This window comes from Marinobacter sp. (assembly GCF_044799475.1).
Classification (GTDB): Bacteria; Pseudomonadota; Gammaproteobacteria; order Pseudomonadales; family Oleiphilaceae; genus Marinobacter.
Genome location: NZ_CP085217.1, coordinates 3,357,203 through 3,379,420, shown reverse-complemented (window position 1 = coordinate 3,379,420; position 22,218 = coordinate 3,357,203). Strand labels below are relative to the sequence as shown.

Here is a 22,218-nt window from a genome sequence, read left to right as displayed (position 1 = left end):
AGAATGGCTTTTGTGGCCACTACAGGAGTGCATCACATGACACGACCCAGACCGGAATCCGGTTTTTTGAGCGGATTGAGACCAGTGTTCGCCGGTGTTTTGCTGGCCCTTCTGACGGTGGCCTGTACGCCAACCGTACAGATGGCTGCTCCAAAGGAACCGATCACCGTGAATCTCAACGTGAAGATACAGCATGAAATCTATGTGAAGGTGGACAAAGAAGTAGAGGAAATGTTCAGCGAGGGCGGTCTGTTCTGATCATCTCTGCTGTCAGCGTTCTGCACATGCTACTGGTCAATCACGGATAATCTGGAGGTCGAAATGAAGACATTTGCAAGGCTTGGCGCGGTTATCCTGATGCTCTGCATCAGCCTGCCGGCGCTAGCCATCAGCCTCGACGAAGCCAAGAGCCGGCTTGACGAGGTGAAAACCGAAGGTCTGGTGGGCGAAAAGCCCACAGGTTACCTGGGCGTGGTGCGCGATGAGGGCCAGGCCAGGGAAATCGTCAAGGTCATCAATCAGGCCCGCCGTGAGGAATACGCCCGAATTGCCGAAAAGCATGATATTGCCGTGACCAAGGTGGAGACTGTCGCCGGCCAGAAGGCCCTGGAGAAAACTCCTTCCGGTCAGTACATCATGAAGGACGATAAATGGGTCAGAAAATGAACCGTGGAAGCTGCTCATCGGCGCGGGAAATCGGCTGGTGAGTTCAAAGAGGGCACTCCGTGACACCATCAGGAGCGGTTTGTGAGCCACCTCCATCCTCTGGCCCGCCTGTCGGGCTTTTTGCTGCTTTTGCTGCTTGCGGGATGCTCCCGGAGCGGCCATGGGGCAGAGCCACTTGAGCTGACTCTGAATAAAGCACAGCTTGAGCAGGTGGGGCAGAAGATCTACCAGAACGAATGTGCGGCAAACTCCGCCTGCCTGGTGCACTGGAATAAAGGTGAAGCGTTTCCGTCCCTGGGCATTGGGCATTTCATCTGGTATCCCAGGGGTGTCGCTGGCCGATTCACTGAAAGCTTTCCTGCCCTGATCGAATTCATGAAAGAGCAACGGGTTGAGCTGCCACCATGGCTTGCCGCGCTGGATCCGCTGGATGCCCCATGGCCAGATCGGGACGCTCTCCATGCCGCCAGGGGTTCCCCTCAAGTCAAATCACTGCGCCAATTCCTTGAACGGACCCAGGGACTCCAGGCGGCCTTCATCTTCCGGCGGGCAAAGGCTTCCCTTTCAAGGGTGATGGAAGCTGCTCCAGCTCATGAACGACCGGGTATCAGGCATCGCCTGACCGCATTAAGCAAAACCCCAGGTGGTGTCTACGCGCTGATCGATTATGTGAATTTCAAGGGGGAAGGTCTTTCACCAACCGAAACCTACGAGGGCGAGGGCTGGGGCCTTCTTCAGGTTCTGCAGCAGATGTCTGATAGCTCCGCCTCCAGCGAACTTGGCCGGTTTCGCGAGGCAGCGGCCCATGTTCTGACCCGCAGGGCCCACAACGCCCGTGCCGACATTGAACGCCAGCAGTGGCTGGCCGGGTGGCTCAAGCGTCTGGAGACCTACAGGGAGCCTGGCTGATGTCTTCGGAGCTTATCTACGAGACCATGAGGGAGCGCTACCAGTCCCAGCGTGACCGCCGTGAACAGATCAGAAGCAGTGTCGCCACACCGGTCACCGCGCTGGCGTTTTCGGTCTATACCCTGGCTTGGGTGAGCGGAAGAATCGATGTGTCCCAGTGGGAAAATGCGCCCACGCTGGCAGCGATGGTTCTGATGTCCATCAGTGTGCTGTGCCTGCTGGCTGGGGCCATTTTTATCGTACGTATGGAACGGAATATCATCTATATTGACCCACCGGATCTGGAAGAGCTGGTTGCGGCTGAATCAAGGCTGCGCCAGCTGCGTGAAAAGGACCATGAGTATGTTCAGGACCAGATGCGGGGCATGATGGCCGGCGCCTATGACATCATCTACCGTCGGTATTTCGCGTCCAACGAGCAGGCATCCCGTGATCGGACCCGCGGGCTTCATCTTATTGTATTTGGCCTTTCGTTGACCATGATCGCGCTGGTGGTCCTGCCTTTCCAGGGAGGCGGGGTATAATGAAGAGGTTTTTCAAGGGCTTGTTCGACCACGCCCGCTATCACCACCGGACAGGTGAAATGCCCGGATGGGTTCGTCGGCGACTCTACCGGAACCTGCTCGACCTGCTCGAGGAAGAGCGTCACGTAACCCAGCTGATGAATCTTGATGTGAAACCACGCCTGTGCGTGGTAGATGAAACCCGGGTTGCCATGCTGCGCCCTGCAGACAGGGCGATGCTGAATCTGGATGAAGAGATGCGGCGGGCAATGGAAGACGAGGTGGAAAGAGAGCGTGAGCAGAAGCGCGCCCGCAGAGAGCCGGATCATCCTCCCGAGGACGCCGACCGTAGCAGGCAGTGATCCATGTAACCGGCGAACGGGCCGGTCCTTTCCGCTGGACCAGCATCCATGAGACTTGACCGATTGCTCAGCAACCAGAACCACTGTGGCCGGAGAAATGCCACCCTGATGGTTGCCAGCGGGCGGGTAGCTGTCGATGGTCAGGTCTGCCTCGACTCCCGGGCAGAAATCAGCCGCTTCAGGTCCGTGATGGTGGATGGAGTGCTGCTACAGCACGGAGAGAAAGCCCATTATCTGATGCTTAACAAGCCGGCCGGTTATCTGAGTGCAACCAGCGACCCGATTCATCCCACGGTAATGGAACTGGTTGAGCCGGCCATGAGGCCGGAGCTACACATTGGCGGCCGGCTTGACCGCGCGAGTACAGGGCTGCTGATTCTCACCAATGACGGGCTCTGGTCGCGCAGGCTGACGGAACCGGCGATTAAGATTCCCAAGGTCTACCGTGTCACAACAGCTGCTCCGATAAGCGATGACACGCGCTCACGCTTTGCCGGGGGGATACATTTTGGGTACGAGAACCTGACCACCTCTCCGGCGAGCCTTGAACAGCTGGCGGCCTGCGAGGCGAGGGTGATCATCTATGAAGGCAGGTATCACCAGGTCAAAAGGATGTTTCATGCGGTGGGCAACCGGGTTGTGTCGTTGCATCGGGAGAGCATGGGTGAGATCCGCCTGGACGAAAACCTCCCTCCCGGCAACTGGCGGGCATTGACTGAAGAAGAGATCCTGTCGGTGGCATGACTACCCGGCTTTTGATGGTGTCAGTCCTCATCGTCATCAGCATCCCGTATGCGCTCCTGGCGCTCCAGCTCTTCCTCTTTTGCTGCGGCAATCACGGCCATGACTTCTTCCAGGTCCGCTGCGGCGGTTTCGTGTTCAAAGCAGCCGGTCAGCCTGCTGTCCGGGTGCAGATTGCCCGATTCGTACAGGGACCAGATTTCCTTGCCGTAGTCGGTCGCCAGCAGCTCCGGAGCATAGCGGCCGAAATAGCGGCGCATGTTATCCACATCCCGCTCCAGCATCTGTTCGGCGCTGTTGTTGCCGGCAGCATTGACCGCCTGGGGGAGGTCGATGATCACCGGGCCCTGGGGATCAACCAGCACGTTGAACTCGGACAGGTCGCCGTGAATCAGGCCGTCGCTGAGCATGCGTACCACGTCCGCAATGACCTGTTGGTGATAGGCGCGGGCCTGGTCCGGGGTCAGAGTGACGTCATCGAGACGCGGGGCGGCTTTGCCGTCCTCGTCGGAGATCATCTCCATCAGCAAAACGCCATCCACGAAGCCCAAAGGTTTCGGGACTCGCACGCCGGCGGCGGCGAGACGATAGAGGGCATCCACTTCGGCGTTCAGCCAGGCATCTTCCTGCTCTTTCTGGCCGTAGCGGGACTTTTTGCCCATCGCCCGGGCCTGCCGGCTGTTACGGACCTTTCGGCCCTCCTGGTACTGCACGGCCTGCTTGAAACTGCGTTTCTGGGCCTCCTTGTATACCTTTGCGCATCGAATACTCTCGCCGCTGCGCACCACATAAACCTGGGCTTCCTTGCCGCTCATCAGTTGAAATAAAACTTCGTCTACCATGCCGTCATCGACAAGGGGCTGTAATCTTTTCGGTATTTTCATAAAACCTTTCGGGTGGTGGGCGGCTTCCGGTCGGCCTAAAGCGACCGGAACAGGCCTTTACGTCTGTTATTTTGTGTCAGTCAGTATTCTAGTGTATCAAATACAGGCCTCAAACAACGCCTTCGTATTTTCCCGTGTCATTTTGACCGGATTGCCACCCGCGCTTGGGTCCTCCAGCGCCATACCGGTCATCTCGTCGATACGGTCATTGCCTACACCCATCTCCCTGAGTTTTTCAGGCACCTTCAGCGATTGACGCAGGTCCATCACGAAGGCTTCAAACCCGCTGAAGCCACCGGGAATTCCCAGATAATTGGCAATGCTGGTTACCCTGTCGGTAATGGCGGGGTGGTTCATGGCAATTACCGAGGGCAGCACCACGGCGTTGGTCATGCCGTGGTGCGTATTGTAAATGGCGCCCACGGAATGGGATACCGCATGGGTGGCGCCCAGGCCTTTCTGGAAAGCGACAGCACCCATGGCCGCGGCGACCATCATGTTGCCCCGGGCTTCGATGTCATTGCCGTCCCGGAAGGCTCTGAGCAGGTTCTCCTGCACCAGCCGCATGCCCTCCAGGGCGATCCCCTGGCTCATGGGATGGAAGTTGGGGGAGCAGAAGGCCTCAAAGCAGTGAATGAAGGCATCCATTCCGGTGCCGGCGGTGATCATCGGGGGCATTCCCAGGGTCAGTTCCGGGTCGGAAATTACGATGGCGGGCAGGATTTTAGGGTGGAAGATGATCTTCTTCACATGGGTCTGGCTGTTGACGATCACGCTGGCCCGGCCAACCTCCGAACCGGTCCCGGCGGTCGTGGGCACGGCAATGATGGGGGCTATCCGATCGGCATTGGCCCTGGTCCACCAGTCGCCTATGTCCTCGAAGTCCCACACCGGGCGGGTCTGGCCAGCCATGAAGGCAATCAGTTTGCCCATGTCCAGGCCGGAGCCGCCGCCAAAGGCGATGACGCCATCGTGGCCGCCGTCATGGTAGGCCCTCACACCGGTTTCCATGTTGAGTTCAGTCGGATTTGGATCCACATCCGCAAATAGCGCGCGACCCAGGCCGGCCGCGTCCATCAGGTCCAGTGTCTGCCGGGTAATCGGCAGTTCTGCCAGGCCTCTGTCCGTGACCAGTAACGGCCTTGTGATGCCTGCAGCGGCGCAGCTCTCCGCCAGCTCCTTAATTCTGCCGGCGCCGAAGCGGATGCTGGTGGGATAGGACCAGTTGGCGGTGAGTGTCATGGTCAGGCCCTCTTCAGGTAAAAGGATTTGGGACGGGTGAGGTTGTGATAACCGATGACGGAGAGTCCGCCGCCACGCCCCGTCTGTTTGCAGCCGGTCCAGCAGAGGGCCGGGTCCAGGTAATCACACCGGTTCATGTAGACGGTGCCGGTTTCGATCTGGTTCGCGATACGCTCGGCCCGGTCCAGGTCCCGGGTCCACAGGGAAGCGGTGAGGCCGAAATCACTGTCGTTCATCAGGGCCAGAGCTTCTGCATCATCCTTCACTTTCATGATGCCCACCACGGGACCAAAGGATTCTTCCCGCATGACCCGCATGGTGTGATCCACATCCACCAGGATCTGTGGCATAAGGTAGGCTTCCCCCTGGGCGGGGAAGAGGGCAGGGTCAATCAGCGCCCGGGCGCCGGCGGCAATCGCCTCGGCGGTCTGTTCCCGTACCGTATCGGCAAATCGTACATTGGCCATGGGGCCGAGGGTGGTGCTCTGTTCGAGGGGGTTGCCGAGTCTATAGGCGCTGACAATGGCGACCGCCTTTTCCACGAACTTGTCAAACAGGCTTTCCACCACATAGATGCGCTCAATGCCGCAACAGCACTGGCCAGCATTGAACATGGCGCCGTCAATCAGGGTGTCCACCGCTGCATCCAGGTCCGCGTCTTCCATCACATAGCCCGGGTCCTTGCCGCCCAGTTCCAGCCCCAGGCCAGTGAAGGTTCCCGCTGCTGCCTGCTCCATGGCTTTGCCGCCGGGGACGGAGCCGGTGAAATTGACGAAGCCGAAGGCCTTTTCGCTGATCAGGTCCGCTGTGGTCTCATGGCTCAGAAACACGTTCTGGAAGATGTCGTCCGGAACGCCGGCCTCGTGAAAGGCCCAGGCCAGGTGCTCACCCACGAGTGGCGTCTGGGAGGCGTGCTTGAGGAACACGGCGTTACCGGCAATCAAACCGGGAACCACCGTGTTGATAGCCGTCATGTAGGGGTAGTTCCAGGGCGCAACTATCAGAACTGCGCCGTGTGGCTCACGGGTAATATAGCGCTTCAGGCTGTCCGAATTTTCCACTTCGATGGGGGCCAGGGCTTCTTCAGCAATGTCAGCCATATAGAAACCCCGTTCCTTGACCCCGCCATACTCACCGCCATAGCGGACAGGTCGTCCCATCTGCCAGGCCAGGGTTTCAACCATTTCGGCGTTCATCTCCCCCAGCTTTTCAATACCGGCGCGCACCACTTCAACCCTTTCAGTCAGTGGTCGTCTGGCCCATTCCTGTTGCGCCAGCCTGCCCCGGGCAACTGCGTCCCGCGCCTGCTCAAGAGTCAGCGCGGGGCGTTCCACGTAGAGCTCGCCATTGACCGGTGATATGCATCTGATTGTTGTCATGGAATCATGCCTGTTCGAATCCGCGTTTGACTTCGTAATCGGTAACCACACGATCGAAATCTTCCTGTTCCCACTCGGCGGCCCGCACATAGTGATCGACCACGTCTTCGCCCATGGCTTCCCGGAGCATGGTGGAGTTGCGCAGCGCCTCAGTGGCCGCCCGCAGGGTGGCCGGAATGCCTCTGGCCTCGTTGGCGCCGTAGGCGTTGCCTGAAAACTCCGCTTCCAGTGGCAATTTGCCCTCCATGCCGGAAATAAGCGCCGCAATCTGAGCGGCCAGAGCGAGGTAGGGGTTGAGGTCGGAGCCACCGATCCGGCACTCCACCCGGACGGATTCGGTATCCGGTGCCACGACCCGGTAGCCTGCGGTGCGGTTGTCCACCGACCAGACAGTACTGGTGGGAGCAAAGGTGCCAGCAGCGAATCGCTTGTAGGAATTTACATAGGGTGCCAGAAAGAAGGTGGTTTCGCTGGCGTGGCGAAGCAGGCCGGCGAGGGCGTGCTCCATGATCTGGGACATGCCGTGTTTGCGTGACGGATCGTAGAACACGGACTTGCCATTCTCGTCGCACAGGGACTGATGGATGTGGCTGGATGAGCCAGCCGTGCTGTGGTGCCACTTGGCCATGAAGGTGACACTGCGGCCATTCTGCCAGGCCATCTCCTTGACGGCGTTTTTCACCAGTACGTGGGTGTCGGCCATGTCCAGGGCGTCGGAGTATTCGATGTTGAGCTCCACCTGGCCGGCACTGGCTTCTCCCTTGCTGCTTTCCACATGGATGCCGGCGCCGTAGAGGCCGTTACGGATGGGCCTCATCACATCTTCTTCCCGGGTGGTCTGGAAAATGTGGTAGTCCTCGTTGTAGGGGCTGATCGGCGTCATCACGTGGTACTGCTGGTCTTTCATTTTCTCGAAGGTCTCCCGGAAAATGAAAAACTCGAGCTCGGTGGCCGTGGTCATCTTCAGGCCCATTTTCGCCAGACGCTTCAGCTGTTTCTGGAGCACGGCGCGGGGCGAGTGAGGCACGGGCTTGTGGGTGGCGTGATCCAGAAGATCACAGAGCACGAAAGCCGTGCCTTCCAGCCAGGGCAGAAGCCGCAGGGTGGTGAGGTCCGGCGTCATGACGTAGTCGCCGTAGCCTGCCGCCCAGCTTGTGGAGGCGTAGTTTTCCACCGTGGTCATTTCCAGGTCGGTGGCCACCAGATATTTGCAACAGTGACTTTCCTTCCAGGCGGTATCAACGAAGTAATTGGCCTGAAAGCGTTTGCCCATTAACCGGCCCTGCATGTCCGGTATGGCGGCCACCACAGTGTCCACCGTGCCTTCCGCCACCATTTTCTTCAGTTTTTCAAAGGACAGATTACCTGCCATATCGGCTCCGTAAATACTTGCTTTGTCTGACAGAACAGTCAGGAAAAGGCGCCGCTGCCGGCGCCTTGCATTTCCCGATCCAGTCTCCTGAGCTTAGCGGTTTTTCGCTAACGCGGAGGGTCGTTTTCAAGTGTAGCGGTAGGGCCGTCCGGCTTTCTCCATGGTGCTGTTGTATTCCTTGAGGATCTTCACCACACGGGCCTTGGTTTCGGATTGCGCGGCGATCTCATCCCAGAACTTGAACGCCGCTTTTTCCACCTCAGCCCATTCCTTGTCGGGAATGGTGGTCAGCTTCATCTTGGTTCCCTCAGTGCGCAGCTTGGCCTCGCCACCCCAGTACCACCACTGGCGATAATAGTGGGAACTGTCCATCGCCAGTCTGAGCAGTTCTCTCAGGTGCTCCGGCAGTTCGTTATACCGGTCCATGTTGGCAAAGAAGGAGCCCGCCCACGCGCCGGAGATATTGTTGGTGAGGAAGTAGTTGGTAACATCCGCCCAGCCTACCGTGTAGTCCTCGGTGATGCCGGACCAGGCGATGCCATCGAGTTCGCCAGTCTGAACCGCTACTTCAATGTCTTCCCACGGCAGGGACACGGGTACTACGCCGAACTGGCTCATGAAACGCCCGGCCGTGGGGAAGGTGAACACCCGCTTGCCCTTGAGGTCCTCAAGGCTGTTTATGGGCTCCTTGGTGGCGAAGTGACAGGGGTCCCAGGCACCGGCTGACAGGTGTTTCACGCCAACCTTTGAATATTCTTCGTCCCATATTTCGTTCAGTCCGTACTGGTTGAACAATACGGGAACGTCCAGCGAATAACGGCTGGCGAAGGGGAAGTAACCGCCGAACACGGTGACTTCTGTGGGGGAGGCCATGGAGTCATCATCTGACTGGACGGCATCGATGGTGCCTTTCTGCATGGCCCGGAAGAGCTCGCTGGTGGGTACCAGCTGGTCGGCGTAGTAAAGCTCGATCTGCATTTCATTGCCGGCAATCCGGTTGAAACTGTCGATTGCGGGTTTTATGACATGGGCAGCCAGGGCCGGACCGGCGTAGGTCTGCATTCGCCATTTTATTTTTGGATCGGCGGCGTAGAGGCTGTTTGGTGCTATGGCGGCTGCGCCCGCCAGGGCAGCAGCGGAGGTGAGGAACTTGCGGCGTGAGGTCATGATACTCTCCTTGAGTGCACTCGGTTTGAAAGCCCTGTTCCGGCTTTCCGGTTCTCCTGACTAAGCCTTTCCCGGCGATGGTGCATGCCTCTGACGGCCCGTCTGGTATTGCTGGTTAAGCAAAACCTTATTTGTTGTATACATACTCCGGCAGCCAGAGCGCGATCTGCGGAAACACCATGATCAGCGCCAGCGCCAGGATCATCACCCCGACAAAAGGCAGGATGGAGATATAGATATCCCTCAGGGTGATCTCCGGCGGCGCCATGGCCCGCATGAGGAAAAGGTTGTAGCCGAACGGGGGCGTCATGTAGGCGATCTGGGTGGTGATGGTGTAGAGAATGCCGTACCAGATAAGGTCGAATCCCAGGGCCCCAACGAGGGGAACGTAAAGGGGGGCGACTATGACCAGCATGGCTGTGTCGTCCAGGAAGGTGCCCATCAGCAGGAAGGACAGCTGCATCAGGATCAGGATCACCCAGGGGTTGAGACCCAGCTGGTCGGTAAAGAGAGTGTCGATGGCATCGACAGCCCCCAGGCCGTCAAACACGGCGCCAAAACCCAGGGCAGCCAGGATGATCCACATGAACATGCAGGAGATGGCAAGGGTCTGGCGCAGGGAGTTCTCGAACACAAGCCGGTTCATCCGCCGTTTCAGGACGGCGGCCGAAAAAGCTGCCATGGCTCCTATGGCGGAGCTTTCCACCAGGCTGGTCCAGCCATTTATGAAGGGCACCATCATGGTGGCAAAAATGCCTACCGGAAGCAGACCGGCCTGCAGGAGCCTCAGCTTTTCTGCGAGGCTTACCCGTCGTTCATCCTCCGGCAGGACTGGCCCCAGCTCCGGCTGCAAACGGCAGCGGATGGCAATGTAGAGAATAAACATGAATGCCATGATCAGGCCCGGGAAAACGCCGGCCAGCCACAGCTGACCCACGGGCTGGCGCGCAATCATGGCGTAGAGCACCAGCACCACCGACGGCGGTACCAGAATACCCAGGGAGGATCCTGCCTGAACGACGCCGGTCACCATGCGTTTGTCATACCCCCGGCGCAGCAGCTCCGGCAGTGCAATGGTGGCGCCAATCGCCATTCCTGCAACGGAGAGGCCATTCATGGCGGATACCAGCACCATCAGCCCAATGGTCCCTATCGCCAGCCCGCCGTGGATGGGGCCCATCCATACATGGAACATCCGGTATAGATCGTCAGCGATCTTCGATTCGGAAAGTATATAACCCATGAAGATGAACATCGGCAGGGTGAGCAGCGGATACCAGTCCATCAGTTTCATGGCGGAGGAGAAGGGGATATCGGAACCGCCGGTTCCCCAGAGAGCCACCGCCGCGACTGCGGCTACGACGCCAATGGCGCCAAACACCCGCTGCCCTGTCATCAGCAGAAGCATCATGGATGAAAACATGAAAAGGGCGATCAGGTTGGTGGACATCAGAGCGCCTCTCCACGAATCCTGGCGATATCCTTGAACAGCTCGGAAATCGCCTGCAGAAGCATCAGCAGAAAGCCGATGCACATCACCACCTTGATGGGCCACATGTAGGGCCGCCAGGCAGAGGGACTTCTTTCGCCGTATTTCAGGGAGTAACTGGTGCTGTCCCAGGCGCCGTAGAGGAGAACCCCCAGGAAGAAGATCAGAAAGAAAATCGTAAAGGCGTCAATCCAGGCTTTTTTCCGGTCTGACCAGTTTCCGTAGAACAGGTCCATGCGTACGTGGCTTCCAAGTTGCATCGAATAGGGGCCGCCCAGAATGTAATAGCTGACCATGGCGAACTGGGCCGCTTCGAGGGTCCAGAGGGATGGGTAAAAGAAGGTTTTGGAGATGGAAGACCAGAGCAGCACACCCAGCATGATAAAAATGCCGTACATCATGAACCGGCCAATTCGGTAATTCAGAGCATCAACAAAGCGGACATAGGCAGTCATTACAGCTGGCATTCCGGTCCCCCTTTGCGCTTCACGGAGCCCACCTTTAACCTCTGACCTGGCATAAGACGGGTAAGCGCATCAACCAGAAGGCCGGCTATCATGTCTGCCATCCGCCGCTGGTCATCTGCTGTCGTAATCAGGTCGTTGCGAATCTCCACCATGACGTTCATCAGGCCATTGCGGACTCCGTGACGTTTAAGGGTATGGGTCACGCCGTCGGAGGGACCATAGGGGTTGTTGCGCCGGAAAATCAGGCTGCTGTGCCTTGGTGCCAGCTTTAGCAGAGCATCCGCGAGCCGGCTGTCAGTGTCGTGGAGTACGCCGATTTCTGTCGTCCGTCTCTGGCCGTTGTAGACGGGCGTAAAGCTGTGCACGGTCACCAGAACCGGCGCAGATGGTCTGGATGGCATGCCTGCAAGGGTGTTCGCCAGAAGTGATTCGAATGGGAGGTAGAAATCCTGCATCCGATCAGTTCTCTGGCCGTGAGTCAGGCTGACGTTGCCCGGAATGTCGTATATTTCGCTGCGGGTGGGTATCGCGTCCTCCGCTTCGGGGGGGCGGTTACAGTCGTAGACCAGCCGGGATACGGCGCTTGCGACAACGGGAGCGTTCAGGCTTTTGCTCAGGAGGTTAGCTACAGCGAGTGCTCCGGGATCCCAGGCGATATGGCTTGATTGCAGGGCTGAGTCGATTCCCAGGTCATTGAATTGTGGCGGAATATAGTTGGAGGCGTGTTCACAGACCAGCAGTAGCGACGAGTCGGCGTTGCCGTTTAACAGTCGGGCAGGGCGCTCAGACGCCAGGGCAGTTTTGGGCGTCGAGCCAGCGGTAATCTGGGATTCAGTGTTGCTCTGGTGGTTTTTCACTCAAGCCTCCGGGTTCAGAAGAGAATTGTTCAGGAAATGGCCAGCGTCAAATTATTTTCTGAAATAAATTCTTCATTTCACTGGCGGGGAGAATACGTCGGGGTTATAAAAAGATAGGCTTGGCTGGGAAATCACACTGGGAGGAGGGCAGATTGACCACCGTTTCAGACACCATTGCAGAGCGGCTCCAGCAGCAGGCCGGTTCGCTGACCCGGGCTGAGCGGCAGCTTGGAGATCTGATACTGGAAAATTACCCGGCGTCCGGTCTGGGGTCCATCACCACTGTCGCCCAGAATGCGGGGGTGTCCACGCCGACTGTCGCGAGAATGGTTCAGAAACTGGGCTACAAGGGCTTTCCTGATTTTCAGACAGCGCTTTACCGGGAGCTGGAAGCGAGAATTTCCAACCCCATTGCCAAGCATGACAACTGGGCAGAAAAGGCGCCGGGCGGCCACATACTTAACCGCTTTGCCGATGCGGCAATAAACAATATCCGCAACTCCCTGGCCCAGGTGGAGACGGACGTATTTGATTCCAGCTGCGCAATGCTCACTGAAAAGGACCGGGCCATCTACGTGGTCGGGGGGCGCATCACGAGAACTCTGGCAGACTATTTTTACCTGCATATGCAAGTGATGCGAAGCGGGATCACCCATATACCAACCATCTCAAATGCCTGGCCCCACTACCTGCTGGATGTGAAGGCAGGAGACGTGTTCGTAATTTTCGATGTCAGGCGTTACGAGAGCAGCACCCTGAAACTGGCGGAGATGGCTGCTGAGAGAGGTGCTGAAATCATCCTGTTCACGGACCAGTGGTGTTCACCGGTGCAACGCTTCGCGAACCAGTGCTTCAGCAGCAGGATTGGCGTACCTTCAGCCTGGGACTCAACCGTAGCGATACTGCTGTTGCTGGAAACCATGCTTGCGGATATTCAGGAGAGGTTGTGGCCAGATGCGCGGCCGCGTATGGAAGCTCTTGAGGACATGTTTGATCGCACCGGCTTCTTCCGGAAGTTCACCTGACATCACTCAGGATGCCAGGTGAAAAAGCCTGAGGGAGATTACTTGAGTCTTTCGGGCAGCTGCTTGCGCAGATCCCTTGCGTTCAGGTGTGAGAGGTCCTTGTTGATTTCCTCCACTACAACAGCCCTCAGATTGGGCGACATCTGGCTGCGAAGCTCACCCAGAAAGCGGGGCGGGGCCACCACATACAGCTTTTCCAGATCACCATCGTTCCGTGCTTTCTCCAGCTTGTCGGCAATGTCACGCGCGAAACGCTGTATCTCATTGTCTTTGGGCTCGGATGACGTATCCACCACGCTGCGGCTGTCCTTCGCATGGGAAGTCTGCTCCCCGGGTTTGTCATCCGTCAGTTCGCGCTGCTGCATGCGTGCTTCCGGGTTGGTTTCCGTATCCATCTCGATCAGATCGCCCGTAGGACTTTCCACCCGGAAAAGACGGGCGTTGCTGGCGTCAGCAACAAGAATTCGGACTCTGGGCATGGTGAAATGAGGGTTGCTCATCAAACGCCTCCTTGGGAAAGTGACTGAATGATTCCTGTTTTTTAATTGTCGCCTTCATCCACTGGTTACGCCAGTGAAACTGACTTTATCCGGTGTGACAGGGAAACCGGACTGATTCAATATTTTTCCCCCGGCTTCTGTTCCTTTTTTCTGTTGAGGGTCTGCCGCCGGGCCCAGCCGTATAAGAGCATGCAAAGCACGCCCGCCGACACCAGAATCCAGCCGACTCCCTCTGCCATCTGGGTATTCCCGCTGCCTATGCTGCCCGCGCTGAACAGGACGATGCCGCCAATGATCAGGCCGTGCAGTCCCATGATGAAGAGGACAAGCAGGCTTTTACGCGGTTCCGTCTTCACCACCGTTTTCGGGTCTTCCATTGCTGCCTCCTGAAAAAAGTCGCGCCGTGAGATGAATGGCAAGGAGCCGTCAAACATCTCATCCGCGAGCTTGCCTTTCCCTTAGACTGTAAGGCTTTTTGTCGACTCTTCAAGGTCTGGGGGGCAGGGACGCGCAAAAGACGTTCACGTGCCGGCGACAGGCGTGCTCCGTGAAGCGCTGCTTTATATCTGTGCCGGCAGGGTTTAGGGTGAAAAGGACCCTCGTTTAAAGTGAACAACAGGGAGGACTCGCAATGATAGATCTGTACACCTGGAGCACCCCCAACGGCAGGAAGGCGTCCATCATGCTTGAAGAAGTGGGGCTGCCCTATAATGTTATAGCGGTGGATATTGGCAAAGGCTGGCAGCATGACCAGAGATTCCGGAGCCTGAGCCCCAACGGAAAGATACCGGTAATCGTGGATCACGACGCCGAAGGTGAGACGGCCGGAGAACCCAGGAGAGTATTCGAATCAGGCAACCTGCTGGTCTACCTCGCCGAAAAAACCGGCATGCTGCTTCCCGAAAGTGGCCCGGAGCGCACCGAAGTACTGGGCTGGCTGTTTTTCCAGATGGCTCACCTTGGCCCCATGGTTGGGCAGTGGCACTGGTTCAAAAATGCTGCGCCGGAGAAAAGCGAGGTGGGTATCCGGCGTTACCGGGATGAATCATTGCGGCTGTTGCAGGTGATGGACGGGCGCCTGAAAAAAATGCCCTGGCTTGGAGGAAAGAATTACAGCATCGCGGATGTCGCCAGCTATGCCTGGACGAAAAGCGCAGTGGAAGAGCACAGGGAAATAGACAACAGGGCGGTTGCCAGCCTGCACTCCCTGCTCGACTGGCTAAAGCGCGTTGGTGACAGACCTGCGGTAAAGCGGGGTATGGAAATTCCCACGGACGAACAAAAAAAGGAATCCGCTGAGCGGGCTCCTTTTGGATCCTGATCAGGACGCGGGAAGGGGCGCGGCCGGGAGCCTCTCAGTATTTCCCGGCTCGCGTCACCACTGGACTCAGACCGGTTTGAGGGGCTCCCAGTTCTTCCGGTTTGCCAGGAACTGCGGACGGGGCTTGTTGCCGCAGAATGGCTCCACCAGGGTGTTGTGAACGCTGTTATAAACAAAGAACAGGTTGCTGCGCGGCCAGCAGGACATGTTGGTGTTGGACCCATGCAGCGTATTGCACTCGAATACAATCAGAGAGCCTGCCGGGCCTTTTGGTGCCTCGATAAAGCCCTCGTCCATGAGTTGCTGCAGACTGCGGTCGTCAGGAACACCAATGGTCTGACTCTTGAGAGACTTCTTGTAATTGTTTTCCGGCGTGCGTCCCACACAGGGGATGAAATTCTTGTGTGACCCGGGAATAAGCATCAGCGGACCGTTGAATTCGTTGTTGTCGGTCATGACGATGGAGCAGCTGAGACAGCGCATTTTCGGCATGCCATCTTCACTGTGCCAGGTCTCAAAATCGGAATGCCAGTTGAAACCCTTGCCCTTGAATCCGGGCTTGTAATTGATGCGGGACTGGTGGATATACACATCACTGTCCAGCAGCTGTTTGACCATAGCCAGCAGCTTCGGGTCCCGCGTCAGCCGGTCAAAACGCTCCGATATCTCATGGATGCCGAAGATTGAGCGGATTTCCTCTTTGCCTGGCTCCAGAATGGTTCCCTCAGACACTTTCAGGTCTTCATCATCCTCGTAATCCTTCAGTTCCCTGATAAAGCCGTCCATTTCGTCCTGCGAGAAAAAAGATTCGAAGAACATGAAGCCTTTTTCGTCAAATTCCCGGACTCTTTCCTCCGACAGTGGACCCTCGGCCCAGCGTTCTTCTGGCGTATGCACGACGGGATCCAGGCGCTGAAACATTTCCACCTTCCTTTCAAGCCGGGTAGGGAACTCATCCTGGAGTCGTGTCTCGGTGTTCATTGTCATTTTGTCTCCCTTATCTGTTTTCCTGAAGTTTTGTCCGGGGCGATGAGATTGCATATTTTTTTGATCGCCCTCTTAAAACTTGCGGACCAGATACATCTAATTCAAGCGCACGCCAGGCATCAGGGGAGAGGCAGCGGCTTTCCCGTCCCGTTCATTGCTACCCTTGAAACTTTTGGGAATGAGTCCATTCTTTAACAAGTGCATCGCAACAGGAACGTTGAATCAGGAAAGCTTCCCAAGCAGTTCTTTCCAGATCTGGTTAGCAAATCTTTTTGCAGAAACTTTCGATCAGGCGAGGGATGTCAATGACACGGAACTCCACGAAACCCAGAAGCAGCAAAGCGGGCAACAGCAGCAACCCACGCCGGGTGTATCTTGTTGACGGTGCCCGAACCCCCTTTCTGAAAGCCAAAGGCCGGCCTGGCCCATTTTCCCCGGTTGATATGGCGGTCCAGTGCGGACGCCCCCTCCTTCTGCGGCAGCCCATGCCGGCAGATGCTTTTGACCAGGTTATCCTCGGTTGCGTCAACGTCATCCCATCCGAAATGAACCCGGCGCGTATCGCGGCTCTGCGGATGGGTATGGGAGAGGCAATGACCGCCTTCACGGTACAGATCAACTGCGGTTCCGGCATGCAGTCCATCGATACCGCCTACAGGTACATCCGGGATGGCCACAGTGATCTGATACTCGCCGGTGGTACGGACGCGCTGAGCCATGCTCCGATGATGCTGCAGGATGATGCCGTGGAGTGGCTGGCGGGCCTGAGCGCCGCATCTTCTCCACAGGATTATCTGAAGCACCTTGCCCAGTTCAGTCCTGGAAGCTTCAAGCCAGAGATCAGCCTGGTCAAAGGCCTCACCGACCCAATTGTCGGGCTGAGCATGGGCCAGACCGCCGAGGTGCTGGCGCAACAGTTCAATATCAGCCGTGAACAGGCGGACGAGTACGCTGTTACGAGCCACCAGCGCCTGGCCAAAGCGCAGGAAGAGGGCTGGCTGGACAATGAAATAGAGGCGTCAATTTCTCCGGCGGGGGAGATATTCAAGGCAGACGATGGGGTAAGGGGAGACACCTCGACCGACGCACTGGCCAAGCTGAAACCCGCGTTTGAGCCACCCTATGGGCAGGTAACTCCTGGCAACAGCTCCCAGGTGACCGATGGTGCCTCCTGGATGATTCTTGCATCCGAGGAAGCGGTCAAAAAGTACGGGCTGGAGCCCAAAGCCGTCATTATCGACAGCGAATGGTCTGCTCTGGATCCCAAAATCATGGGGCTGGGCCCGGTTCTCAGCTCCACTGAACTGTTAAAACGCCACAACTCCGGCCTCAACGATATTGACCTCTGGGAGATCAACGAGGCCTTCGCAGCCCAGGTGCTGTCCTGTACCGCAGCCTGGCAGGATGCTGAATTCTGCAAAACAGCGTTGGGTCTCACCAAACCCATGGGCAAACTCGATCCCGATCGGCTGAACGTGGATGGCGGCGCCGTGGCAATAGGGCATCCAGTCGGAACCAGCGGCAACAGGATTGTTCTGCACCTGATGAATGCGTTGCAGCGTAAGGGCCTCAAGCGGGGCATTGCCACTGAGTGCATTGGCGGCGGACAGTCCGGAGCAATGCTCATCGAGACGGTTTAGCCATTGAAGGCGGCAGCAGCGACAGTTTAGCCAAAGGGTTTAGGAGGCACCGATGACAGGTCATATTCTTGAAGCACTGAGCGCCCGGGAAATGGAACGGGGGCCGTTTGACGTAAAAGGAAAAAAAGCCGGTAAACAGGACTGGAAGCACTGGAAGCTGGACCGTGATGATAACGATCTGGCGTGGCTGATCTTCGACAAAAAAGACGCCAGCGCTAACGTGCTCTCCGCCGCTGTGATCGAAGAGCTTGGCAAAATCGTTGAACAGCTGGAAAAGGACCCGCCAGAGGGCCTGGTGGTCCGTTCGTTCAAGCCCTCAGGATTCTGCCTGGGGGCGGACATATCGGAGTTTTCCCAGTTGGAATCCGAGTCCGAACTAGTGGAGAAGCTGACAGCCGCTCATGACGTCGTCAACCGGTTTGAAGCTCTGCCCTTCACCACAGTGGCAGTGATTCATGGCGGTTGCCTGGGCGGCGGCCTGGAACTGGCCCTCTGCTGTGACTACCGGATTGCCATCCCCGGGGCCAAAGTCGGCTTTCCCGAGATCCAGCTGGGCCTGCATCCCGGCCTCGGTGGCACCGCGCGATTCACTCATTTGTGCGATCCCATTGAAGCCATGACCATGATGATGACCGGCAAGACCGTCCCCCACAGCAAGGCCAGGAAAATGGGCCTGGTGGACGATGTCGTGGAAGAGCGGCACGTCAGGGCGGCCGTGCGGGCTGCGGTGAATGGCGATATTGAACAGAGCAACAGCGGTTTCCGGGGCAGGGTGCTGTCCAGCAAACCGGCCCGGCAGCTTGAAACCCGCCAGATGCGTTCCCAGGCGGCCAAAAAGGCGCCTCCTCAGCATTATCCTGCGCCCGGGGCACTCATTGACCTGTGGGAGCAGTATGGCGGTGATTCGGACGCCATGCTCAAGGCGGAGATTGCTTCCTTTGCCAATCTCATGATGACGGAAACCTCCCGCAACCTGGTCAAGGTGTTTTTCCTGCGCGAGAAAATGAAGGGGCTGACCAGGTCAGAGGCAGACCCGATTCGCCACGTTCACGTGATCGGCGCCGGGGAAATGGGCGGCGATATTGCAGGCTGGTGCGCCTATCAGGGGCTGACTGTGAGCCTGTTCGACATGGAGCCGGACAAAATCGCTGAAGCGGTTTGCAAGCTGGCGAAGCTGTGCGAGAGCAAACACCGCTCAGAAGCCCAGACCCGGGACATTCTCGACCGGATGACTCCGGATCTGAACAACCGGGGCATCAGCCGCGCCGATCTGGTGATCGAGGCGGTGCCGGAAAAAGTTGAAATCAAGCAGAAGGTTTACGAAGAGGTCGAGCCAAAGCTGAAGGAAGGGGCCATTCTGGCGACCAATACCTCCAGTATTCCCCTGGAAACACTCAGCGAGAAACTGAAAGATCCCAAACGTCTGGTGGGCCTGCATTTCTTCAATCCGGTGGCAAAAATGCCCCTGGTGGAAGTGGTCAGGCAGGACAAGGTGGACGAGAGTCTGCTGGAGCGGGCACGAAAATTCGTCGGCCAGATAGACCGGCTGCCGGCACCCGTGGAAACTGCACCTGGCTTCCTCGTCAACCGGGCCCTGACGCCCTATCTGGTGGAAGCCATGATCATGCTGGACGAGGGCATAGACGCCGAGACCATTGACCAGGTGGCAGAAGAGTTCGGCATGCCCATGGGCCCCATCGAACTGGCTGATCAGGTAGGACTGGATATCTGCCTCAGCGTTGCAGAGATGCTCCGGGACCGCCTTGATACTGCCATGCCACCGGCGCCGAAATGGCTGCAGCAGAAAGTGGACCAGGGCAACCTTGGAAAGAAGACCGGCAAGGGGCTTTACGACTGGAAAAAAGGCAAGGCCGAGAAGCAGGACAACCCGCCTGATGCTCCGGAAGATGCTCTCGACCGGCTGCTTCTGCCCATGCTGAACGCCTGTATGGCGTGCCTGACGGACAAGGTCATTGAAAACGAGGAACTGACCGATGGCGCCATGATATTCGGTACCGGCTTCGCACCCTTCCGCGGTGGCCCCATGACCTATGCCCGTACTCGCGGCTTCGACGACATCCATCAGGCACTCGAAAAGCTGGCCGACCGCTACGGCGAGCGCTTCAAGCCTGATTCCGGGTGGTCGGCGAAAGGCTCGCAAAAACAGTCTGCAGCTACCAAATCCGGATCGAAAAAAACTGCCGCCGAGTAGGCCCTGACTTACCTGGCGTTATCTGAACGGCAAAAAAAACCCGCTATCCGGAAGCCGGACAGCGGGCTGCAAACACGACCGCGAAGGGTCAGCCGTGTGTGAACCTGGTTTCAGGCGGCGGTTCAGGCCGCCTGCTCTTCCTCATCTGACTCGTCGAGGGTGTTGCGGATAAGGAAGTCGAAGGCGCCAAGAGCCGCCTTTGAGCCTTCACCCATGGAAATTACGATCTGTTTGTAGGGCACGGTGGTGGCGTCCCCCGCGGCGAACACGCCCGGAATGGAGGTCTCACCTCGCTCGTCTACGATGATCTCGCCGTGCTTGCTGAGTTCGATGTCACCCTTCAGCCACTCGGTATTTGGCACCAGGCCGATCTGAATGAACACGCCCTCCAGCGCCACGTGATGTTCTTCACCGGTGTTCCGGTCCCTGTAGTTCATGCCGCTGACCTTGCCGTTCTCCCCCACGACCTCGGTTGTCTGTGCGGAAGTCAGGATTTCCACGTTCTTCAGGCTGCGCAGTTTTTTCTGCAACACGTCGTCCGCCTTCAGTTCAGGGGCAAATTCCAGCAGGGTGACATATCCAACGATGCCAGCCAGGTCGATCGCGGCTTCTACGCCGGAGTTGCCACCGCCAACAACCGCTACGCGCTTGCCCTTGAACAGGGGGCCATCGCAGTGGGGGCAGTAGGCCACACCTTTGTTCCGAAACTCCTCTTCACCGGGAACGCCCAGCTGGCGCCAGCGTGCGCCGGTTGAAAGTACCAGGGTGCGGGACTTGAGCGAGGCACCGTTGGCCAGTTGAATCTGGTGATACTGGCCCGGCTTCGCGGCGGGAATCAGTTTCTCGGCGCGCTGCAGGTTCATGATGTCCACGTTGTACTCTTTAACGTGTTGCTCCATGGCGGCCACCAGCTTTGGACCTTCGGTGTAGGGCACTGAAATCAGATTCTCGATGCCCATTGTGTCTGACACCTGACCACCAAAGCGTTCGGCGACGATACCGGTTGAGATGCCCTTGCGCGCCGCGTAGATGGCCGCAGAAGAGCCTGCTGGGCCACCACCAACCACCAGCACTTCAAACGGATCCTTGTGTTTGAGCTTCTCCGCTTCACGAGCTTCGGCACCTGTATCCACCTTGGCTATAATCTGCTCCAGGGTCATGCGCCCCTGGCCAAACGGCTTGCCGTTCATGTAGATGCTGGGTACGGCCATGACCTCACGCTGTTCCACCTCGTCCTGGAAGAGCGCGCCGTCGATGGCGGTGTGCTTGATCCCGGGGTTCAGTACACTCATCAGGTTCAGGGCCTGGACCACGTCCGGGCAGTTCTGACAGGAGAGGGAGAAATAGGTCTCAAACTCAAAGTTGCCATCCAGAGCCTTCACCTGCTCAATAACGGCTTCGCTGACTTTCGGCGGGTGACCGCCCACCTGCAGCAACGCCAGCACCAGGGAGGTGAACTCGTGGCCCATGGGAATGCCGGCAAAGCGGACTCCGATATCCGTACCTGTCCGGTTGATGGCGAATGAAGGCCGGCGAACGTCCGGTGACTCTTCAGTACGCAGGCTGATTTTCGCAGACATGGGCTCGATTTCATCCAGCAGCTGCTTCAGCTCCTGTGACTTGTCGCTGTCATCATAAGCGGCAACCAGCTCGATAGGTTGCTGCAACTTCTCCATGTAAGCTTTCAATTGCTGCTTGATACTGGCATCCAACATGCGCGCTTCCTCTCTGGATATCGTGAAACTGAACGTCTGAACTCAGGTTGAGTTATCAATCAAATCAGACATAAGGATACGGATCAGACGACCAGAGTAAAAATTGATTAAAACAAGCGATACGATATGTAATTACTATTGGTGGTCTGGGTTTGTGCTGAAGAGACAAAGAAGGCCCGCAGAGCGGGCCTTCTGAGGTTTTCCTGGCCGCAATTTTAGATCTTGCCAACCAGGTCAAGGGATGGTGCCAGTGTGGCTTCGCCTTCTTTCCACTTGGCGGGGCAGACTTCCCCCGGGTGGTTACGAACGTACTGGGCTGCCTTGACCTTGCGAAGCAGCTCGTCGGCGTCCCGACCAACGCCTTCAGCAGTTACTTCGATGGACTGGATGATGCCATCCGGGTCTACCAGGAAAGTAGCGCGATCTGCCAGGCCCTGGCCTTCACGCATCACACCGAAGTTGTTGGTGATGGTGCCAGTCTGGTCGCCCACCATGTAGTAATTGATTTTACCGATGGTTTCAGAGCTGTCGTGCCATGCCTTGTGGGTGAAGTGGGTGTCTGTGGAAACAGAGAAGACTTCCACGCCGAGGTCCTTCAGCTCTTCATACTTGTCTGCCACGTCGCCCAACTCGGTGGGGCATACGAAGGTAAAGTCGGCCGGGTAGAAATAGAAGACTGACCACTTGCCCCTTGCATCCGCATCGGAGATTTCGACGAACTCGCCATTTTTGAAGGCGGTTGCTTTGAAGGGTTTGATCTCGCTGTTGATAATGCCCATG

Annotated in this window: 23 protein-coding genes; 10 read left to right on the top strand and 13 right to left on the bottom strand. The window is 57.5% G+C overall.

What is annotated here, in order from left to right; all coding sequences use genetic code 11:
* Window positions 1-36: 36 nt before the first annotated feature.
* The 6 genes from LG327_RS15590 to LG327_RS15565 all read left to right on the top strand — a co-directional run bounded on the left by LG327_RS15590 (window position 37) and on the right by LG327_RS15565 (window position 3,184).
* Window positions 37-258 (top strand): YnbE family lipoprotein, encoded by a 222-nt coding sequence (locus LG327_RS15590; protein ID WP_404363285.1) that lies wholly within the window; start codon window positions 37-39, stop codon window positions 256-258.
* Window positions 259-321: 63 nt separating this feature from the next.
* A complete protein-coding gene (locus LG327_RS15585; RefSeq protein WP_404363283.1) occupies window positions 322-666 on the top strand; it encodes a YdbL family protein in 345 nt (114 codons plus the stop codon).
* Between the two features lie 81 nt (window positions 667-747).
* Entirely contained in the window at window positions 748-1,575 is an 828-nt protein-coding gene (locus LG327_RS15580; protein WP_404363281.1) for a hypothetical protein, read from the top strand.
* The gene (locus tag LG327_RS15575; protein ID WP_404363279.1) at window positions 1,575-2,099 is read left to right on the top strand and encodes a hypothetical protein; all 525 of its coding nucleotides are present in this window, start codon (window positions 1,575-1,577) and stop codon (window positions 2,097-2,099) included. Before LG327_RS15580 ends, LG327_RS15575 begins: the two co-directional genes overlap by 1 nt.
* Window positions 2,099-2,440 carry a hypothetical protein gene (locus LG327_RS15570; protein WP_404363277.1) on the top strand — a complete coding sequence of 114 codons (342 nt, stop codon included), beginning with the start codon at window positions 2,099-2,101 and terminating at the stop codon, window positions 2,438-2,440. The genes LG327_RS15575 and LG327_RS15570 overlap by 1 nt, the downstream gene beginning before the upstream one ends.
* A gap of 48 nt (window positions 2,441-2,488) precedes the next feature.
* Window positions 2,489-3,184, top strand: coding sequence for a pseudouridine synthase (locus LG327_RS15565; protein WP_404363276.1), 696 nt, complete (start codon window positions 2,489-2,491; stop codon window positions 3,182-3,184).
* 20 nt (window positions 3,185-3,204) lie between these two features.
* On the opposite strand, the gene LG327_RS15560 is transcribed toward LG327_RS15565, so the two are convergent.
* From LG327_RS15560 to LG327_RS15525, 8 genes are all read right to left on the bottom strand, one after another.
* The gene (locus LG327_RS15560) at window positions 3,205-4,065 is read right to left on the bottom strand and encodes a PA4780 family RIO1-like protein kinase (RefSeq protein WP_404363274.1); all 861 of its coding nucleotides are present in this window, start codon (window positions 4,063-4,065) and stop codon (window positions 3,205-3,207) included.
* A 96-nt stretch (window positions 4,066-4,161) separates the two neighbouring features.
* Window positions 4,162-5,307 (bottom strand): iron-containing alcohol dehydrogenase, encoded by a 1,146-nt coding sequence (locus tag LG327_RS15555; RefSeq protein ID WP_404363272.1) that lies wholly within the window; start codon window positions 5,305-5,307, stop codon window positions 4,162-4,164.
* 2 nt (window positions 5,308-5,309) lie between these two features.
* On the bottom strand, window positions 5,310-6,686 hold the full coding sequence (locus LG327_RS15550) for an aldehyde dehydrogenase family protein (RefSeq protein ID WP_404363271.1): 1,377 nt from the start codon (window positions 6,684-6,686) through the stop codon (window positions 5,310-5,312).
* Between the two features lie 4 nt (window positions 6,687-6,690).
* A complete protein-coding gene (locus LG327_RS15545) occupies window positions 6,691-8,058 on the bottom strand; it encodes a glutamine synthetase family protein (protein WP_404363269.1) in 1,368 nt (455 codons plus the stop codon).
* Window positions 8,059-8,184: 126 nt separating this feature from the next.
* The gene (locus LG327_RS15540) at window positions 8,185-9,225 is read right to left on the bottom strand and encodes a TRAP transporter substrate-binding protein (RefSeq protein ID WP_404363267.1); all 1,041 of its coding nucleotides are present in this window, start codon (window positions 9,223-9,225) and stop codon (window positions 8,185-8,187) included.
* Window positions 9,226-9,352: 127 nt separating this feature from the next.
* Complete coding sequence (locus tag LG327_RS15535) at window positions 9,353-10,675, bottom strand: TRAP transporter large permease subunit (RefSeq protein ID WP_404363265.1); 1,323 nt, start codon at window positions 10,673-10,675, stop codon at window positions 9,353-9,355.
* Entirely contained in the window at window positions 10,675-11,181 is a 507-nt protein-coding gene (locus tag LG327_RS15530; RefSeq protein ID WP_404363264.1) for a TRAP transporter small permease subunit, read from the bottom strand. The genes LG327_RS15535 and LG327_RS15530 overlap by 1 nt, the downstream gene beginning before the upstream one ends.
* Window positions 11,169-12,038, bottom strand: coding sequence for an N-formylglutamate amidohydrolase (locus LG327_RS15525; protein ID WP_404363262.1), 870 nt, complete (start codon window positions 12,036-12,038; stop codon window positions 11,169-11,171). Before LG327_RS15525 ends, LG327_RS15530 begins: the two co-directional genes overlap by 13 nt.
* A 152-nt stretch (window positions 12,039-12,190) precedes the next feature.
* Here LG327_RS15525 and LG327_RS15520 point away from each other — a divergent pair, with 152 nt between their 5' ends.
* Window positions 12,191-13,063, top strand: coding sequence for a MurR/RpiR family transcriptional regulator (locus tag LG327_RS15520; protein WP_404363260.1), 873 nt, complete (start codon window positions 12,191-12,193; stop codon window positions 13,061-13,063).
* 38 nt (window positions 13,064-13,101) lie between these two features.
* Here the strand turns inward: LG327_RS15520 and LG327_RS15515 are convergent, their stop codons facing one another.
* Window positions 13,102-13,563 (bottom strand): VLRF1 family aeRF1-type release factor, encoded by a 462-nt coding sequence (locus LG327_RS15515; RefSeq protein ID WP_404363258.1) that lies wholly within the window; start codon window positions 13,561-13,563, stop codon window positions 13,102-13,104.
* 116 nt (window positions 13,564-13,679) lie between these two features.
* Window positions 13,680-13,940, bottom strand: coding sequence for a hypothetical protein (locus tag LG327_RS15510; RefSeq protein ID WP_404363257.1), 261 nt, complete (start codon window positions 13,938-13,940; stop codon window positions 13,680-13,682).
* Window positions 13,941-14,194: 254 nt separating this feature from the next.
* Between LG327_RS15510 and LG327_RS15505 the strand changes: the two genes are divergently transcribed.
* Complete coding sequence (locus LG327_RS15505; RefSeq protein WP_404363256.1) at window positions 14,195-14,884, top strand: glutathione S-transferase N-terminal domain-containing protein; 690 nt, start codon at window positions 14,195-14,197, stop codon at window positions 14,882-14,884.
* A 66-nt stretch (window positions 14,885-14,950) separates the two neighbouring features.
* Here the strand turns inward: LG327_RS15505 and thpD are convergent, their stop codons facing one another.
* Window positions 14,951-15,865: an ectoine hydroxylase gene (gene thpD, locus LG327_RS15500; protein WP_404369470.1), complete on the bottom strand. Its 915-nt coding sequence runs from the start codon at window positions 15,863-15,865 to the stop codon at window positions 14,951-14,953.
* Window positions 15,866-16,176: 311 nt separating this feature from the next.
* Between thpD and LG327_RS15495 the strand changes: the two genes are divergently transcribed.
* Window positions 16,177-17,511, top strand: coding sequence for an acetyl-CoA C-acetyltransferase (locus LG327_RS15495; protein ID WP_404363254.1), 1,335 nt, complete (start codon window positions 16,177-16,179; stop codon window positions 17,509-17,511).
* A 52-nt stretch (window positions 17,512-17,563) separates the two neighbouring features.
* Window positions 17,564-19,723: a 3-hydroxyacyl-CoA dehydrogenase NAD-binding domain-containing protein gene (locus LG327_RS15490; protein ID WP_404363252.1), complete on the top strand. Its 2,160-nt coding sequence runs from the start codon at window positions 17,564-17,566 to the stop codon at window positions 19,721-19,723.
* A 122-nt stretch (window positions 19,724-19,845) separates the two neighbouring features.
* On the opposite strand, the gene ahpF is transcribed toward LG327_RS15490, so the two are convergent.
* Window positions 19,846-21,438 (bottom strand): alkyl hydroperoxide reductase subunit F, encoded by a 1,593-nt coding sequence (gene ahpF, locus LG327_RS15485; RefSeq protein ID WP_404363250.1) that lies wholly within the window; start codon window positions 21,436-21,438, stop codon window positions 19,846-19,848.
* A 215-nt stretch (window positions 21,439-21,653) separates the two neighbouring features.
* Window positions 21,654-22,217: an alkyl hydroperoxide reductase subunit C gene (gene ahpC / locus LG327_RS15480; protein WP_404363248.1), complete on the bottom strand. Its 564-nt coding sequence runs from the start codon at window positions 22,215-22,217 to the stop codon at window positions 21,654-21,656.
* Window position 22,218 lies beyond the last annotated feature (1 nt).

Excerpts from the sequence above, each read along its gene's own strand:
- LG327_RS15590 (WP_404363285.1), top strand. The coding sequence starts at position 37 with ATGACACGACCCAGACCGGAATCCGGTTTTTTGAGCGGATTGAGACCA.
- LG327_RS15585 (WP_404363283.1), top strand. The coding sequence starts at position 322 with ATGAAGACATTTGCAAGGCTTGGCGCGGTTATCCTGATGCTCTGCATC.
- LG327_RS15575 (WP_404363279.1), top strand. The coding sequence starts at position 1,575 with ATGTCTTCGGAGCTTATCTACGAGACCATGAGGGAGCGCTACCAGTCC.
- LG327_RS15570 (WP_404363277.1), top strand. The coding sequence starts at position 2,099 with ATGAAGAGGTTTTTCAAGGGCTTGTTCGACCACGCCCGCTATCACCAC.
- LG327_RS15565 (WP_404363276.1), top strand. The coding sequence starts at position 2,489 with ATGAGACTTGACCGATTGCTCAGCAACCAGAACCACTGTGGCCGGAGA.
- LG327_RS15560 (WP_404363274.1), bottom strand. The coding sequence starts at position 4,065 with ATGAAAATACCGAAAAGATTACAGCCCCTTGTCGATGACGGCATGGTA.
- LG327_RS15555 (WP_404363272.1), bottom strand. The coding sequence starts at position 5,307 with ATGACACTCACCGCCAACTGGTCCTATCCCACCAGCATCCGCTTCGGC.
- LG327_RS15550 (WP_404363271.1), bottom strand. The coding sequence starts at position 6,686 with ATGACAACAATCAGATGCATATCACCGGTCAATGGCGAGCTCTACGTG.
- LG327_RS15545 (WP_404363269.1), bottom strand. The coding sequence starts at position 8,058 with ATGGCAGGTAATCTGTCCTTTGAAAAACTGAAGAAAATGGTGGCGGAA.
- LG327_RS15540 (WP_404363267.1), bottom strand. The coding sequence starts at position 9,225 with ATGACCTCACGCCGCAAGTTCCTCACCTCCGCTGCTGCCCTGGCGGGC.
- LG327_RS15535 (WP_404363265.1), bottom strand. The coding sequence starts at position 10,675 with ATGTCCACCAACCTGATCGCCCTTTTCATGTTTTCATCCATGATGCTT.
- LG327_RS15530 (WP_404363264.1), bottom strand. The coding sequence starts at position 11,181 with ATGCCAGCTGTAATGACTGCCTATGTCCGCTTTGTTGATGCTCTGAAT.
- LG327_RS15515 (WP_404363258.1), bottom strand. The coding sequence starts at position 13,563 with ATGAGCAACCCTCATTTCACCATGCCCAGAGTCCGAATTCTTGTTGCT.
- LG327_RS15510 (WP_404363257.1), bottom strand. The coding sequence starts at position 13,940 with ATGGAAGACCCGAAAACGGTGGTGAAGACGGAACCGCGTAAAAGCCTG.
- LG327_RS15505 (WP_404363256.1), top strand. The coding sequence starts at position 14,195 with ATGATAGATCTGTACACCTGGAGCACCCCCAACGGCAGGAAGGCGTCC.
- thpD (WP_404369470.1), bottom strand. The coding sequence starts at position 15,865 with ATGAACACCGAGACACGACTCCAGGATGAGTTCCCTACCCGGCTTGAA.
- LG327_RS15495 (WP_404363254.1), top strand. The coding sequence starts at position 16,177 with ATGACACGGAACTCCACGAAACCCAGAAGCAGCAAAGCGGGCAACAGC.
- LG327_RS15490 (WP_404363252.1), top strand. The coding sequence starts at position 17,564 with ATGACAGGTCATATTCTTGAAGCACTGAGCGCCCGGGAAATGGAACGG.
- ahpF (WP_404363250.1), bottom strand. The coding sequence starts at position 21,438 with ATGTTGGATGCCAGTATCAAGCAGCAATTGAAAGCTTACATGGAGAAG.
- ahpC (WP_404363248.1), bottom strand. The coding sequence starts at position 22,217 with ATGGGCATTATCAACAGCGAGATCAAACCCTTCAAAGCAACCGCCTTC.